The organism is Lysobacter sp. Soil_N_23 (assembly GCF_057656135.1).
This window is the reverse complement of record NZ_JBDGKY010000006.1, coordinates 165,266-180,588: the sequence shown is the minus strand read 5'-3', so window position 1 is coordinate 180,588 and position 15,323 is coordinate 165,266. Positions and strand designations below refer to the sequence as shown.

The 15,323-nt window shown below is 67.2% G+C and carries 13 protein-coding genes; 11 read left to right on the top strand and 2 right to left on the bottom strand.

Annotated elements, in window-relative coordinates; all coding sequences use genetic code 11:
* Positions 1-215: 215 nt before the first annotated feature.
* Together AC3A3X_RS07255 and dapA are read right to left on the bottom strand one after the other, a co-directional pair.
* Positions 216-713 (bottom strand): hypothetical protein, encoded by a 498-nt coding sequence (locus AC3A3X_RS07255; RefSeq protein WP_487582353.1) that lies wholly within the window; start codon positions 711-713, stop codon positions 216-218.
* A 17-nt stretch (positions 714-730) separates the two neighbouring features.
* The gene (dapA, locus tag AC3A3X_RS07250) at positions 731-1,636 is read right to left on the bottom strand and encodes a 4-hydroxy-tetrahydrodipicolinate synthase (protein ID WP_487582352.1); all 906 of its coding nucleotides are present in this window, start codon (positions 1,634-1,636) and stop codon (positions 731-733) included.
* Positions 1,637-1,916: 280 nt separating this feature from the next.
* Between dapA and AC3A3X_RS07245 the strand changes: the two genes are divergently transcribed.
* The 11 genes from AC3A3X_RS07245 (at position 1,917) to AC3A3X_RS07195 (ending at position 15,233) form a co-directional block, all read left to right on the top strand.
* Positions 1,917-2,477 carry a glycine cleavage system transcriptional repressor gene (locus AC3A3X_RS07245; protein WP_158730621.1) on the top strand — a complete coding sequence of 187 codons (561 nt, stop codon included), beginning with the start codon at positions 1,917-1,919 and terminating at the stop codon, positions 2,475-2,477.
* A gap of 148 nt (positions 2,478-2,625) precedes the next feature.
* Positions 2,626-3,123 carry a peroxiredoxin gene (locus AC3A3X_RS07240; protein WP_487582351.1) on the top strand — a complete coding sequence of 166 codons (498 nt, stop codon included), beginning with the start codon at positions 2,626-2,628 and terminating at the stop codon, positions 3,121-3,123.
* 133 nt (positions 3,124-3,256) lie between these two features.
* Positions 3,257-4,666 carry a PhoH family protein gene (locus AC3A3X_RS07235; RefSeq protein ID WP_487582350.1) on the top strand — a complete coding sequence of 470 codons (1,410 nt, stop codon included), beginning with the start codon at positions 3,257-3,259 and terminating at the stop codon, positions 4,664-4,666.
* A 123-nt stretch (positions 4,667-4,789) separates the two neighbouring features.
* Complete coding sequence (gene thiD / locus AC3A3X_RS07230; RefSeq protein ID WP_487582349.1) at positions 4,790-5,611, top strand: bifunctional hydroxymethylpyrimidine kinase/phosphomethylpyrimidine kinase; 822 nt, start codon at positions 4,790-4,792, stop codon at positions 5,609-5,611.
* Positions 5,604-6,452: an alpha/beta hydrolase family protein gene (locus AC3A3X_RS07225; RefSeq protein WP_487582348.1), complete on the top strand. Its 849-nt coding sequence runs from the start codon at positions 5,604-5,606 to the stop codon at positions 6,450-6,452. The genes thiD and AC3A3X_RS07225 overlap by 8 nt, the downstream gene beginning before the upstream one ends.
* Before the next feature lie 415 nt (positions 6,453-6,867).
* Positions 6,868-7,599: a TorF family putative porin gene (locus AC3A3X_RS07220; protein WP_487582347.1), complete on the top strand. Its 732-nt coding sequence runs from the start codon at positions 6,868-6,870 to the stop codon at positions 7,597-7,599.
* 12 nt (positions 7,600-7,611) lie between these two features.
* Entirely contained in the window at positions 7,612-7,704 is a 93-nt protein-coding gene (locus AC3A3X_RS07215; RefSeq protein ID WP_487582346.1) for a potassium-transporting ATPase subunit F, read from the top strand.
* 98 nt (positions 7,705-7,802) lie between these two features.
* On the top strand, positions 7,803-9,563 hold the full coding sequence (gene kdpA, locus AC3A3X_RS07210; RefSeq protein ID WP_487582345.1) for a potassium-transporting ATPase subunit KdpA: 1,761 nt from the start codon (positions 7,803-7,805) through the stop codon (positions 9,561-9,563).
* A gap of 76 nt (positions 9,564-9,639) precedes the next feature.
* Positions 9,640-11,709: a potassium-transporting ATPase subunit KdpB gene (gene kdpB / locus AC3A3X_RS07205; protein ID WP_487582344.1), complete on the top strand. Its 2,070-nt coding sequence runs from the start codon at positions 9,640-9,642 to the stop codon at positions 11,707-11,709.
* Position 11,710: 1 nt separating this feature from the next.
* Positions 11,711-12,334 (top strand): potassium-transporting ATPase subunit KdpC, encoded by a 624-nt coding sequence (gene kdpC, locus AC3A3X_RS07200; RefSeq protein ID WP_487582343.1) that lies wholly within the window; start codon positions 11,711-11,713, stop codon positions 12,332-12,334.
* 265 nt (positions 12,335-12,599) lie between these two features.
* Positions 12,600-15,233 (top strand): ATP-binding protein, encoded by a 2,634-nt coding sequence (locus tag AC3A3X_RS07195; RefSeq protein ID WP_487582342.1) that lies wholly within the window; start codon positions 12,600-12,602, stop codon positions 15,231-15,233.
* Positions 15,234-15,323 lie beyond the last annotated feature (90 nt).

The window sequence follows — 15,323 nt, the reverse complement described above, 5'->3', positions numbered from 1 at the left end:
TTGGTAGCCTGCATGCGCAAGCTGCTGACCATCCTCAACGCGATGGTGCGCGACGGTGTCCGCTGGAACGCCCATCGTGAACAAACCGCTTGACGAGAAACACAGTTGCTCACTGCGTTCGGGACGACAGGCCATGCCAACCTTCACGCGAATAAGCGAAGAGCAAAAAAAACGGCGCGCCAATGGCGCCCGTTTTCATTTGCGGCAACGCTGGCTCAGCGACCGACCAGCGCCATCCGCAGCGTTTCGATCAGCTTCTTCGGAGCGTCGCCGGTTGCCGGCACGCCACGCGGATCGACTGCGGCGACATAGGCGCCGACATCGGCACCGGCCACGCGCACGAGGAAGTTGCTGCCCTCGTAGTTGACGTCGTACACGCCCATCGCCTGCGCGCTGCTGGTGACCGTCGCGCCTTCGACTGCCGCCAGCGCGGTGCCAACCTTGGCGAACACTTCGTCACGCGTGCCGGTGACGGTGAAGCCGGTACCGGCCAGGGCCGGGTTGCCCATCGCGGTCGCCGGGGTCGGCAGGTTGACGGCCGTGTCGGTGCGCGGTGCGTCGAGGTCCGGCGGGACTTCCAGCGGACGCATTTCCGGGGCCTGCGCGTACAGGTCATTGCCCTTGCGGAACCAACTGCAGCCAGAACCGGCGGCGACACCGGCCAGCACCAGGGCGGCGACGGCGACGCGGGACATCGAAACGTTGGAACTCATGTATCTCTCCTGCAGGGTCAGGCCGCGAGGGAATCGCGGCAGGCGTGTTCGATTTCGCGGACGAGCGTTTCGATCGTCGCGACGGAAGCAGTATGGGCCGACGACAGCGGCAGCAGCGGCAGGCGCAGGCCGTGGCCGATGCCCTGGCGCTGCAGCAGCGCCTTCACCGGGATCGGGTTGGGCTCGACGCCAAGGAAGTCGTAGGCGGCATGCATGCGTGCATCCAGTGCCTGCGCCTCGTCGCGACGGCCGCCGCGTGCCAGGTCGGCCAGGCGCCGGAACGCGTACGGCAATACGTTGGAGGCCACCGAGATCACGCCGTCCGCGCCAGCCAGCATTGCGCGGCATGCGGTCGGGTCGTCGCCGCTGAGCACGGCAAACCCCTCGTCCTTCAATGCCAGCAACGCCTGCATGCGCTCGGGTTCGCCGCGCGCTTCCTTGATGCCGACGATGTTTCCGTGCGGCGCCAGCTCGGCAACGGTTTCCGGCAGCAGGTCGCCGCCGGTCCGGCCGGGCACGTTGTAGAGCACGATCGGCAGCGCAACGTCGTCGGCGATCGCGCGGTAGTGGGCCAGCAGGCCTGCCTGGGTCGGGCGCACATACGGCGGGGTGACGACCAGCGCGGCATCGGCGCCAAGGGCGGCCACGCGACGGGTCAGCTCGATGGTCTTTGCGGTGTTCGACAAGCCGGTTCCGGCAAGCACCGGGATGGCGCCAGCGACACGCTCGACCGCGCTGCGCAGCAATGCGTCGTACTCGCCGTCGAACAGCGCGGCCGCCTCGCCGGTCGAACCGGCGACAACGATGGCCTGGGTGCCGGCCGCAAGCTGCTGGTCGAGCAGTCGCAGCCAGGCGTCGAAGTCGATTTCGCCGGACGCGGTGAAAGGCGTCGCCAGCGCGGTGATGCTGCCGGAAAGTCGCAAGTTGGGGGTACTCGGTGCACTTGTTGCGTTGAACCCCGCACTCCACGTGCGGGCCCTGGATCCATCGCCCGGCTGCCAGACCGTCGCCCTGCCAACAGGTCGAGCCGCTGGCCGGACGAGCCAATCGGCAGGCCGATCAATGGGTCGATCGGCCGGAATGATCGCACGGGATGTTACTTGCGGGCCGAAAGCGCGGGCAAGTATGCTGCCCGGCAACCACAGCCCGCTCACGGGCCGCCATTCAGTATCTGAGCACGTTGCTCCCCAAGCAGGCGCCGCCTTGACCGATTCCGCTGCCCGGCCGTCGCCGAACGAAAACCACCTCCTGATCAACGCCTACACGACGCATCCGGAGACGCCGCTATTGTCGGTGACGCGCCGGATCGCCGATTCGGGCTGCAACCTGGTCGATGCACGCCTGGCCACGGTCGGTCGCGACGTGTCCGTGACCGTGCTCGCCGTCGGTTCCTGGGACGCGGTGGCCAAGCTGGAGGCCATGCTGACGCGGCTGGAGCGCGAGGAAGGCCTCAAGCTCGTGTGGTACCGCACCGGCGCCAAGCAGGTGCAGTCCAACCTGCTGCCGTACGTGGTCGAGGTCGTGGCCGCCGACAAGGCCGGGATCCTGTTCCAGCTGGCCGATTTCTTCGATCGCCAGGGCATCACCATCGAAAGCCTGCACAGCTCGCGCTATCGCGCCATGCAGACCGGGGCTGAGATGTTCTCGGCGCAGATCACGATAGGGGTCCCCTCGAGCATGCACATCGCCGCCCTGCGCGACGACTTCCTCGAGTTCTGCGACCACCTCAATCTCGACGCCATCATGGACCCGATGAAGTTCTAGGAATTCCGTGGTAGCGTCACGACAAAGCACGGCCAAAGCACGGCGACCATCCTCGCGGAGGCGCCATCCCGGATGCAGTGAGGGGCTGCACCCGGGGTTGCAGTAACGCAGAGCAGGACCCTCACTGCGCTCGGAAGCACAAGGCGAAATGCCCGACACCGGCGACCCGATTTCGAATGGCGTGATTGCGAAGGACGTCTCCGAACTGCCCCTGGCGCTGTCCAGCGGCCAGACCGCGCAGCTCAAGGACTTCGCCGGCCAATGGCTGGTGCTGTACTTCTATCCCAAGGACAGCACGCCCGGCTGCACCACCGAGGGCATCGACTTCAATGCCCTGCTGCCGAAGTTCAAGAAGCTTGGCGCCACCGTCCTGGGCGTTTCGCGCGATTCGATCCGCTCGCACCAGAACTTCTGCGCCAAACAGGGCTTCAAGTTCGACCTGGTCAGCGACCCCGACGAAACCCTGTGCAACGCCTTCGGCGTGATCAGGGAAAAGAACATGTACGGGCGCAAAGTGCTGGGCATCGTGCGCAGCACCTTCCTGATCGATCCCAAGGGCGTCATCGCCCAGTCATGGAGCCCGGTGAAAGTCCCCGGCCATGCCCAGGCCGTCCTCGACGCACTCAAGGCTGCCGCAACGCAGTGACCCCCTCCGCCCTCCACCCTCGCTGCCGTCCCGCCCCGCGGGCCACGGCAGCGTCGCCGTGTCCGCACCTCGTTCAAGCGTTCAATCGTTCCACCCAGCCGTTCACCATGTACAACCCGCATCGGAGCATTCGATGACCAGAAGCAAGCGGATCTACGTGCTCGACACCAATGTGCTCATGCACGACCCGACCGCGCTGTTCAAGTTCGAGGAACACGATGTCTTCCTGCCGATGCAGGTCATCGAGGAACTCGACAACGCCAAAAAAGGCACCTCCGAAGCCAGCCGCAATGCGCGCCAGGTCAGCCGCTTCCTCAATGAGCTGATCCAGGCCGAAGGCAGCGACAAGATTTCTTCCGGCATCACCCTCAGCCGCCCGCAGGGGCTGCAGCTGCGCGGCGAGCAGAGCATCGGCAAGCTGCGTTTCCAGACCCGCGACTTCGACTCGGGCAAGCGCTTCGGCGCGGTGATCCCGGACAACCACATCCTCGGCTCGATCCTGTCGCTGAAAGAGAGCGACCCGGGCGTGCCGGTGGTGTTCGTGTCCAAGGACATCAACCTGCGGATCAAGGCGTCGATCGCCGGGATCGTGTCGGAGGACTACGAGAACGACCGCGCCCTCGACGACTTCAGCCTGCTCTACACCGGCGCCACCGCGCTGCCGGAGGATTTCTGGCAGCGCTTCGGCAAGGACCTGCGCTCGTGGACCGAGAAGGGTCGCACCTTCTACGAGATCTCGCGCAACCGCGACAGCGCGCAGGACGACGACTGGCATCCGAACCAGTTCCTGTACCTGCCCGGCGACGACGAGTCGCAGATGAAGGTCGCGCGCCTGACCGACAGCAAGGTCGTGCTGCAGATCGTCGACGACTTCCGCCATCACCAGCATGCGGTGTGGGGCATCACTGCGCGCAACCGCGAACAGAACTTCGCGTTGAATGCGCTGATGGACCCGGAGATCGACTTCGTGACGCTGCTGGGCACCGCCGGCACCGGCAAGACCCTGCTCGCGCTCGCCGCGGGCCTGGCGCAGACGATGGACCAGCAGCGCTACCGCGAGATCATCATGACCCGCGCCACGGTCAGCGTCGGCGAGGACATCGGCTTCCTGCCCGGCACCGAAGAGGAAAAGATGACGCCGTGGATGGGCGCGTTGACCGACAACCTGGAAGTGCTCACCCACAACCAGGACGGCGGCAGCTGGGGCCGCGCGGCGACCAACGACCTGCTCGCCAGCCGCATCAAGATCCGCTCGCTGAACTTCATGCGCGGCCGCACCTTCCTCAACCGCTGGCTGATCCTCGACGAGGCACAGAACCTCACGCCCAAGCAGATGAAGACGCTGATCACGCGCGCCGGCCCGGGTACCAAGATCGTCTGCCTGGGCAACGTCGAGCAGATCGACACGCCCTACCTCACCGAGACCACCTCGGGCCTGACCTACGCGGTGGACCGCTTCAAGAACTGGGACCACAGCGCGCACATCACCCTGCGTCGCGGCGAGCGTTCGCGCTTGGCCGATTACGCCTCCGAAGTGCTCTAGGCAGCGCACGGAGAGTAGCAACGCAAAAACCCTCCCCCCTTGTGGGGAGGGACAGGCCGCAAAGCGGCCAGGGAGAGGGGAAAGGGGTCGCCTCCTGCACGGTCGGGCAGGCAAACTGTCGCCATGACCGCCCGCCTCCGCCCTCGCCCCACCAGTGCCCTCACCATCGCCGGCTCCGACTCCGGCGGTGGTGCCGGCATCCAGGCCGACCTCAAGACATTCGCCGCCCATCGTGTGCACGGCCTCAGTGCGATCGCCGCACTGACCGCGCAGCACACGCGTGGCGTGACTGCGGTGAACGTCCCCGATGTGGGCTTCCTGCGCGCACAGATCGATGCCTGCTTCGACGACTTCGATGTGGCTGCCGTCAAGCTCGGCATGCTCGCCAATGCCGCGGTGATCGAAGCGGTCGCCGACGCGCTGGAACACTACCGGCCTGCGCATGTCGTGCTCGATCCGGTGATGGTGTCGACCTCCGGCGCACGTCTGCTGGAAGCGAGCGCGCTCGATGCGCTGCGCACGCGGCTGATCCCGCTGGCAACGCTGATCACGCCCAATCTTCCCGAAGCCGAACTGCTGCTCGGCCAGCCGATCACGGACATCGAGGCGATGCACGCAGCGATCGCACGACTGCGCGAGCTGGGTGCACGCGCCGTGCTGCTCAAGGGCGGCCATTTGCCGGGCGATGGCGACGTCATCGACCTGTTCGTCGATGTCGACGGTGGCATTGGCGCCATTGCCCACCCGCGCCTGCAACTGGAGGCCCATGGCACCGGCTGCACGCTGGCCTCGGCGGTGGCGGCCAACCTCTGCCTCGGCCGCGATCTCGGCGCGAGTTGCGCGGCAGCCGCCGATTACGTCCATGCAGCGCTGCTGCGCGGCTATCGCCCCGGCAACAGCGAGATCCTCGTGCTCGACCACTTCGGTGCCGCTCCGCATGAATGAGTCCGTCGCGGTGCAACCGATCGAACTCGACGCGCAGGCCGGGGACGGCCATCGCTGGACGTTGCTGGCGCGCATTCCCGCCAACCCGCAGGCAAGCCTGTTGTGGCTGCCGGCGCTGGGCATCGCGGCCAAGCACTACCTGCCCTTCGCCGATGCGCTCGCGGCGCGCGGGATTGCCGTGTTCGTGCACGAATGGCGCGGCGGTGGTTCGAGCAATCTGCGCGCCGATCGCGCCACCGACTGGGGTTATCGCGAACTGCTGTGTGACGACATCGCCGCGAGCGAAGCGTTGGTGGTGCAGCACGCGCCGGAGGTTGCGCGCATCATCGGCGGCCACAGCCTCGGCGGCCAGCTGGCCTGTTGCCGGCTGGGCCTGTCGCCGACGACTGCACAACGGCTGTGGCTGGTCGCCAGCGGCGCACCCTACTGGCGTGCGTTTCCGTTGCGGACCAAGTGGTTCCTGCCGTTCGTCTATCGCTTCCTGGCGTGGCTGGCCGACCGTCATGGCGCCCTGCCCGGCCGGCGTATCGGCTTCGGCGGGCAGGAGGCTCGCGGGCTGATCCGCGATTGGAGCCGCAGCGGTTTGAGCGGGCGTTATGCCGCCGGTGGGCTCGACATCGATCTGGACGCGGCGATGGCAGCGGTCGAGGTCGAAGCGCATGCGGTGGCATTCAATCGCGACTGGCTTGGGCCGGAGTCTTCCGCCCGGTTCCTGTTGTCGAAGCTGCGGCATTCGCCAAATCGGGTCGATGTGCTCGACGCTTCCGCGCTGGGTACGCGTGCGGATCACTATGCGTGGATGAAGCAGCCGCGCGTGGTGGTGGAGAAGCTGCTGGGCTGAGAAGGGCATCGTCATCCCGGCGAACGCCGGGATCCATTGGCTCTTGCTCGTCATTCCCGCGAAGGCGGGGATCCATGGACGTTGCTGCGGCTGCGGCTGCGGCTGCGGCTGCGGCTGCAGCAGAATCAACAGCAAAATGGATCCCGGCGTTCGCCGGGATGACGGTGACAAGGCGGATGCGTTGCAGGCCTGGATCCCGGCGTTCTCCGGGATGACGGTGACAAGGCGGATGCGTTGCGGGCCTGGATCCCGGCGTTCGCCGGGATGACGGTGACGGGGCGGATGACGGTCAGGGGGATTGTTTACGGCGAATTTACGCCCCGGCCGCAAGCTCGGAATGGAGGCTTTACGGGCCCGATACCAACAATGACGACGTGGCCAATCGGGCCTCGAACGTCATTCCTGGATATCCGCAATGTCCCTCCATTTCATCCGCGCGCGCGAAGCGTCCGTGCCGTTGCTGTTCGCCGCCTGCGCGGGTATCGGCCTGCTTGCCATGGGCAGTCAGGCCCATGCCGCGACGCTTTCCGGCAACGCCGCACTGACCAGCGATTACGTCTGGCGCGGCACCACCCAGACCCAGGGCGATGCCGCCGTCCAGGCCGGCTTCAAGCTGGCCAGCGACTCCGGTTTCTACGGCTCCGTGTGGGGCTCCAACGTCGAGTTCGCCCCTGACACGCACGCCAGCAGCGAGCTCGACTTCACCGTTGGATGGAGCGGCGCCCTGTCCGACAAGTGGGCGCTGGACGTCAACCTGCTGCGTTACCAGTACCCCTCCACGACCGTCGATCTGAACTGGACCGAGCTCAACGGCACCCTGACCTACGACAGCAACTACTGGCTGTCGATGGGTTACTCGACCGAAGCACTGGGTGGCGAGGAAGACGGTCTGTACACCCAGGCCGGCGCCAGGTTCCCCATCAACGACGCGTTCCGGCTCGAAGGCGCACTCGGCTACTACACCCTCGACGGCTACAACGCCGCCGCCGACAGCTACGTGCACGGCCAGCTCAGCGCGGTGTGGGCGGTGAAGGCGCCGCTGGAGCTGCGCGTCACCGCGCACGCGACCGATTCCAACGCCGAAGACATCTTCGGTGACGACTTCGCAGGCAACCGCATCGAAGCGGCCCTGCAGGCTTCTTTCTAGAGGAGAGACGACATGCCTGGCTGGCTTGCCCTTGTATGCGCAGTCGCGGCGATCGTCGCCTCGGCGTACCTGCTGTACGTGGTTCTTCGACCCGAAGATTTTTGAAAGCGGGATTTCCAAGGCATTGCCGTCATGCGAATGGACGGAGATCCGGCCGTGCCGGATCTCCGCCTGCCCGTGGATGACGGCTTGAGAGCACAACAATGACCGAGACACTACTTGTACTGGTGCTTGCGATCGGCCTGGGCTGGCCGCTCGGACACTACCTCGCCCGCGTCATGCGCGGCGATCGCTCCTGGGTCGACCGCGTCGTCGGACCGGTCGAGCGCCTGATCTACAAGGCGCTGGGCACCAACCCGCAACGCGGCATGAGCTGGCGCGGCTACGCCAAGGCATTCGCGGTCAGCAACCTGGTCGTCGGCCTGGTGGTCTGGGCGCAGTTCATGACCCAGGCCTGGCTGCCGCTCAACCCCGACGACATCCCCAACATGCGCTGGGACACCGCCCTGCACACGATGGTGTCGTTCCTGACCAACACCAACCAGCAGCATTACTCCGGCCAGTCGCAGCTGAGCTACCTGTCGCAGATGGTCGGCATCGTCGGCCTGCAGGTCGCCACGCCGATCATGGGCCTGGCGATGGTGGTGGCCACGCTGCGTGGTCTGTTCGGTGGCCGTCCGGCCATGGCCCAGCAGAGCGCGGCGCAGATGGCCAGCAAGACCGAAGGTCATGCCGCACAGGATGGCGCCGAGCGTGACATCGGCAACTACTGGGCCGACGTGACCCGCGCAACGCTGCGCTTCATGCTGCCGCTGTGCCTGGTGTGGTCGGTCCTGCTGACCTGGCAGGGCGTGCCGTCGACGCTGCAGGCCGGCCCCAGCATCACGCCGGTCGACGCCAGCGTCGAGATGAAGGAGCAGAAGATCCCGCTCGGCCCGGTCTCGCCGATGGTCGCCATCAAGCAGCTCGGCTCCAACGGTGGCGGCTGGTACGGCCCCAACAGCACGGTGGCCCTGGAGAATCCCACGCCGCTGTCGAACCTGATCGAAGTGCTGGGGATCCTGCTGATCCCGCTGGCGATCACCTTCATGGTCGGCCCGTTCACGCGCCGCAAGCGACTGACCGCAATGGTGTTCGGCACCATGCTGCTGATGTCGCTGGCCTCGACCGGCCTGTCGATGTGGTCCGAGGTCTACTCCTCCACCGCGGCCGACCCGGCGTTGATGGAAGGCAAGGAAGTGCGCCTGGGCGTGGAGTCGTCGGCGCTGTGGTCGGCCCTGACCACGCAGGTCAACAACGGCTCGGTCAATGCGATGCATGACTCGCTGGCGCCGCTTACCGGCGGCATGGCGATGGTCAACATGCTGATCAACTCGGTCTGGGGCGGCGTCGGCTGCGGCCTGCAGCAGTTCCTGGTCTACCTGATGCTCGCCGTATTCCTGGCCGGCCTGATGACCGGGCGTACACCGGAGCTGTTCGGACGCAAGATCGAAGCGCCTGAAGTGAAGCTGCTGGCGCTGCTGATCCTGCTTCAGCCGCTGGTGGTACTGGGCTTCTCCGCCATCACCCTGGTGTTCCCGTCGATCACCGGCAACTCCAATCCGGGCTTCCATGGCATCAGCCAGGTGTTCTACGAGTACACCTCGGCATTCGCCAACAACGGCTCCGGTTTCGAAGGCTTGGGCGATGCGACGTACTGGTGGAACCTGAGCTGCTCGCTGGTTCTCGCCCTGGGCCGCTTCCCCGCACTGATCATCCCGCTCGCCGTGGCCGGCCTGATGGCGAAGAAGCGCGTGGCCCCGGAAAGCAGCGGCACGCTGCACGTGGAGACGCCGACCTTCGCACTGACGCTGGTCGCTGTGATCGTGATCCTGACCGTCCTGCAATTCATGCCCGCCCTGGTGATGGGTCCCATCGCAGATCACCTGACACCCGTCATTCCCGCGCAGGCGGGAACCCAGTGACTTCCTGCGCAACCCATCACAGACGCTGGGTCCCCGCCTTCGCGGGGATGACGAGCGGCAACATTGGACATTCACGATGACTGACACAACACAAACCCATCTGGGTATAGCCCGCCGCCAATCGGTGGCGGGCCTCGACGGCGCAGCCCTGCGTACGTCGCTGATCGATTCCTTCCGCAAGCTGTCGCCGCGCCAGGCGGTGAAGAGCCCGGTCATGGCCATCGTGCTGCTCGGCACGATCCTGTCGGCGCTGATCACGGTAACAGTGCCGAGCAATCCCGCCTTCGGCATCGCGGTGACGCTGATCCTGTTCGTGACGGTGCTGTTCGCCAACTTCGCCGAAGCGGTGGCCGAAGCGCGTGGTCGTGGCCAGGCCGCCTCGCTGCGTGCGGCGCGGCGCGACCTGGTCGCGCGTCGCCTCAACGGCAGGACCCGCGCTGCCGGTGAAAGCCGCGTCGCTGCGGCAACGTTGCGTCCTGGCGACCGCGTCATCGTCTCGGCCGGGGAACTGGTCCCCGCCGACGGCGAGATCGTCGAAGGCGTGGCCACCATCAACGAGGCGGCCGTCACCGGCGAGTCCGCACCGGTGTTGCGCGAGGCAGGCACCGACCGCTCCGGCGTGATCGGCGGCACCAAGGTGCTGTCCGACGAGATCATCGTCGAGGTCAGCGCCGAGCCCGGCCACAGCTTCCTCGACCGCATGATCGCGCTGGTCGAGGGCGCCAACCGGCAGAAGACGCCAAACGAAATCGCACTGACGATGCTGCTGGCGGCGATGACGCTGACGTTCCTGATCGTCGTCGTCACCCTGCCCGCGCTGGCCGGTTTCGTCGGCGCCCGGCTCGATCCGCTGCTGTTGATCGCGCTGCTGGTGTGCCTGATCCCGACCACGATCGGTGGCCTGTTGCCGGCCATCGGCATCGCCGGCATGAACCGTGCGTTGCAGGCCAACGTGCTGGCGAAGTCAGGCAAGGCGGTGGAGGTGGCCGGCGACGTCGATGTGTTGCTGCTCGACAAGACCGGCACCATCACCCATGGCGATCGTCAGGCCACGGTGTTCCATCCGCTTGCCGGCGTCGACATGAGCCAGCTGCGCGATGCGGCGCTGCTGTCGTCGCTGGCCGACCCGACGCCGGAAGGCAAGTCGATCGTGCGCCTGGCGCGCGAGCTCAAGAGCACCGTACCAGAGCCGGAGAAGGCCCACTACGTGCAGTTCACCGCGCAGACCCGCATGTCGGGCGTCGACATTCCGATTGAAGGCCGGGATGGTCGCGTGATCCGCAAGGGCGCCGGCGATTCGATTGCCCAGCATGTGCAGGCACTCGGCGGACAGGTCGTGCCGGAGCTGGCCGCGCGCATCGAGCAGGTCGCACGCGGCGGCGCCACCCCGCTGGTGGTGGCCGAAGGTCGCCATATCCTCGGCGTGATCGAGCTGTCGGACGTGGTCAAGCACGGCGTCAAGGAGCGCTTCGCCCGGTTGCGCGCGATGGGCGTGCGCACGGTGATGATCACCGGCGACAACCCGCTCACCGCCGCCGCGATTGCCGCAGAAGCCGGTGTCGACGACTACATCGCCGAAGCCAGGCCCGAAGACAAGCTCGCCCGCATCCGCGCCGAGCAGGCCGGTGGCCGCATGGTGGCGATGGTCGGCGACGGCACCAACGACGCACCGGCGCTGGCCCAGGCCGACGTCGGCTTGGCGATGAACTCCGGCACGCAGGCGGCCAAGGAAGCCGGCAACATGGTCGACCTGGATTCCGATCCGGCCAAGCTGCTGGCGGTGGTCGAGGTCGGCAAGCAACAGTTGATCACCCGCGGCGCGCTGACCACGTTCTCGCTCGCCAACGACGTGTCGAAGTACTTCGCGATCCTGCCGGCGCTGTTTGCCGCGGCGATTCCGCAGATGGCGGCACTGAACGTGATGGGGCTGTCCAGCCCGACCAACGCGGTGCTGGCGGCGCTGATCTTCAACGCGATCATCATTCCGGCGCTGATTCCGCTGGCCCTGGCCGGCGTGCGCTTCAAACCTGCCAGTGCGGTCTCGCTGCTGCGCCGGAACATGCTGGTCTACGGCGTCGGCGGCGTGCTGCTGCCGTTCGCCGGTATCAAGCTGATCGATCTTGTCCTTGTGGCAGTGGGGTTCTGACATGACTTCCGTGACTTCTGTTTCGCACGTTCCGCCGGCCGCGCACGCGGCCGTGCTGGAGGACCGCACGTCGCTGCGTGCCCCGCTGGTGTTCACCGTGGTGATACTGGTCGGATTCGGCCTGCTCTACTCGCTGGCCGGCGCCGCACTGGGCCGGGTGCTGTTCCCGCACCAGGCCACTGGCAGCATCGTGACGGTCGACGGCAAGGCGCGCGGTTCGGCACTGGTGGCCCAGCCGTTCGCCGATGCCCGCTATTTCCAGCCGCGTCCGTCGGCCGCCAACTACGACCCGATGGCCGCCGCCGGCAGCAACATGGCCCGCAGCAATCCGGACCTGCGCAAGCGCATCGACGAGTTGACCCTGGAAGTCGCCAAGCGCGAAGGCATCACCCCGGCACAGGTGCCGGGTGAGCTGGTCACGCAATCGGGTGGCGGACTGGATCCGCACCTGTCGCCGGCCGGTGCGCAGGTGCAGATCGCGCGGGTTGCCAAGGCGCGAGGGCTGAGCGATGACGATGTTGCGGCCGTGGTCGCCGCGCATACCGAGGCGCCGCAGTTTGGCGTGCTGGGAGAGCCGCGGGTCAACGTACTGCAACTCAACCTGGCACTGGATGCGCTCAAGTAACAGGCAAAGGCGGCCCTCACCCCAACCCCTCTCCCGCAAAGCGGGAGAGGGGCTTTGCGTTTGACGAAGACCGGGCAATGACACGGCGGAGCGTTGGCCGCTGGGTCGGGGATTGCGGAGCAGCGGGCCATGGATGGCCCGCGCCCCGCATTCGGACAGGATGTCCGACTAAGGGGCGTAGCAATCCCCGACCCAGCGGCCAACGCCAACCCGAAGACAGACACGCGCACGCAACCGCAACAACCCACGCAGGCACAATGGCCCCATGACCGACACAAGAAGCGCCCAGGCAGACGCACTCATTGGCGAACTGCAGCGCCAGGGCGCCGGTCGCCTGACGATTTTCCTCGGCGCCGCACCCGGCGTCGGCAAGACCTACACCATGCTCAGCCGCGGCCGCGAACTGCAGCGCCGCGGCCTCGACGTCGTCGTCGGCCTGGTCGAGACCCACGGCCGCGCCGAAACCGCCGCCCTGATCGAAGGCCTGGAAGTACTGCCGCGCAAACCCATCGATTACCAGGGCAAAACGCTGGAAGAGCTCGACCTCGACGCCCTCCTCGCCCGCAAGCCCAAGCTTGCCCTGGTCGACGAACTCGCCCACCGCAACGTCCCCGGCAGCCGCCACGAACGGCGCTGGCAGGACGTGATCGAACTGCTCGATGCCGGCATCGATGTCTTCACCACGATCAACATCCAGCACCTGGAAAGCCTCAACGACGTCGTCCACCGCATCACCGGCGTGCGTGTCAGCGAGACCGTGCCCGATGCCGTGTTCGACCGCCTGCGCGACATCGTCCTGGTCGACCTGCCGCCGCGCGAACTGATCGAACGCCTGCAACAGGGCAAGGTCTACGTGCCCGACCAGGCCGCACACGCCCTGCAGGCCTTCTTCTCGCCCAGCAACCTGACCGCCCTGCGCGAACTGGCGATGCAGACAGCGGCCGACCGTGTCGACAGCGACCTGCGCGAAGCGCAGACCGCGCGCGGCCTGCCCGGCGTTCCAATGCGCCGCGGCGTGATGGTGGCGATCGACGGCCGCGGCCAGTCCGAATACCTGGTGCGCGTCGCCCGTCGCATCGCCGAGCGCCGCGACTCGCCATGGACCGTGGTGACCGTGCAGGGCGCGGACACTGCCGGCGAAGCGCAACAGCTCGAACTCGATCGTGCCTTCGCCCTCACCCGCCGCCTCGGAGGCGACGCGCTGGTGCTGCACGGCAACAGCATCGTCGACGCCCTGCTCGACCAGGCTGCGCGATCCGGCGCCAGCACGATAGTCCTTGGCCGCACCCGCGAACGACCGGTCGCGCGCATGTTCAACCGGACCCTGACGCAACAGCTGATCCAGCGCGGCGCCCACTACGAGCTGACCATCGTCAGCACGCCGGAGGCACGTGCGCGGGCGCGCCGCTCCTGGCGCCAGCCCGGTGGCTACCTCAACCGCAGCGACACCGCACTGGCGGTGACCTCGGCCGCGCTGGCCACGGCGCTGGCCTGGATCGCCGAACGCTGGATCGCGCTGGACGACCTGTCGCTGATCTTCATCGTCGCCGTGGTGCTGGTGGCCGCGCGCACACGCATGACCGCGGCCGTGATCTCGGCGGTGCTGTGTTTCCTGGCCTACAACTTCTTCTTCATCGAACCGCGCTACACGCTGCTGATCGGCGCCCGCCAGGGCGTGACGACAGTGGTGCTGTTCCTGATTGCCGCGCTGGTGGCCGGGCGCCTGGCATCGAAGCTGCGCATGCAGGTGGTCGCCCTGCGCGCCGCCAATGCCCAGGCCACCGCGCTACAGACCCTGGGACGGCAGCTTGCCAGCGCCGCCGACCTCGGCCAGGTGCTGCAGGCCGGGCGCGATGCGCTGCGGCGCGCACTCGATGCCGAGGTGATGCTGCAGGTCGGCGATCACCAGGTGCACGCCGAGCTGCTGACCGGGAAGGACCGCGCCGCCGCCGACTGGGCAGTGCGCCACCGGCAGGCCTCGGGGCGCTACACCGACACGCTGGCCGGCTCGGAATGGTGGTTCCAGCCGCTGCCGCTGGGTGAGCGCGAGACCGGCCTGCTCGGCCTGCGCTTTCCGCCGCAGCTGCATCGCCTGGGCATCGAACAACGCCGCCTCGCCGAAGCGATGGCCGAGGACATCGCCCAGGCCGTGGTCCGCACGCGGCTGGTCTCCGACCTGGAGAACGCGCGCATCAGCAACGAGACCGAGCGCCTGCGCTCGGCGCTGCTGTCGTCGGTCTCGCACGACCTGCGCTCGCCGCTGGCCTCGATCATCGGATCGGCCAGCAGCCTGGACCATTACGCCGACGCGATGGACAAGCAGGACCGGCACAGCCTGCTGGAGACCATCCGCATCGAAGGCGAACGCCTGGACCGCTACATCCAGAACCTGCTCGACATGACCCGGCTCGGCCACGGCGGCCTCACCCTCAACCGCGACTGGATCGGCGTCGACGAGCTGATCGGCTCGGCGGTGACGCGTTTGCAACGCTACGCATCCGGGGCCGCGTTCGATGTCTCGATCGAACCCGGCCTGCGCCCGATCTGGGTGCACCCCGCGCTGGTCGAGCAGGCACTGTTCAACGTGCTCGAGAACGCCGCCAAGTTCTCGCCGCCAGGTGCGGCGATCAGCATCCGCGCCCAGGACATCGACGACGGCCAGCTGCGCATCGACGTGCGCGACCGTGGCCCGGGCATTCCGGAGGACGAGCGCAAGCGCATCTTCGACATGTTCTACAGCGTCGAGCGTGGAGATCGTGGCCGCCAGGGCACCGGCCTGGGCCTGGCGATCTGCCAGGGCATGATCGGCGCGCACGGTGGCGGCGTCGAGGCGCTGCCGGGTCCGGACGGGCGCGGCACGACGATCCGGATTACGCTTCCGCGATTGGAGCCGAGTTGAAAACAGGATCCGTCATTCCCGCGAAGGCGGGAACCCGGCGTCGTTGCCTTTGGTCTTCGGATACCGAAGCAACGCCACTGGGCCCCCGCC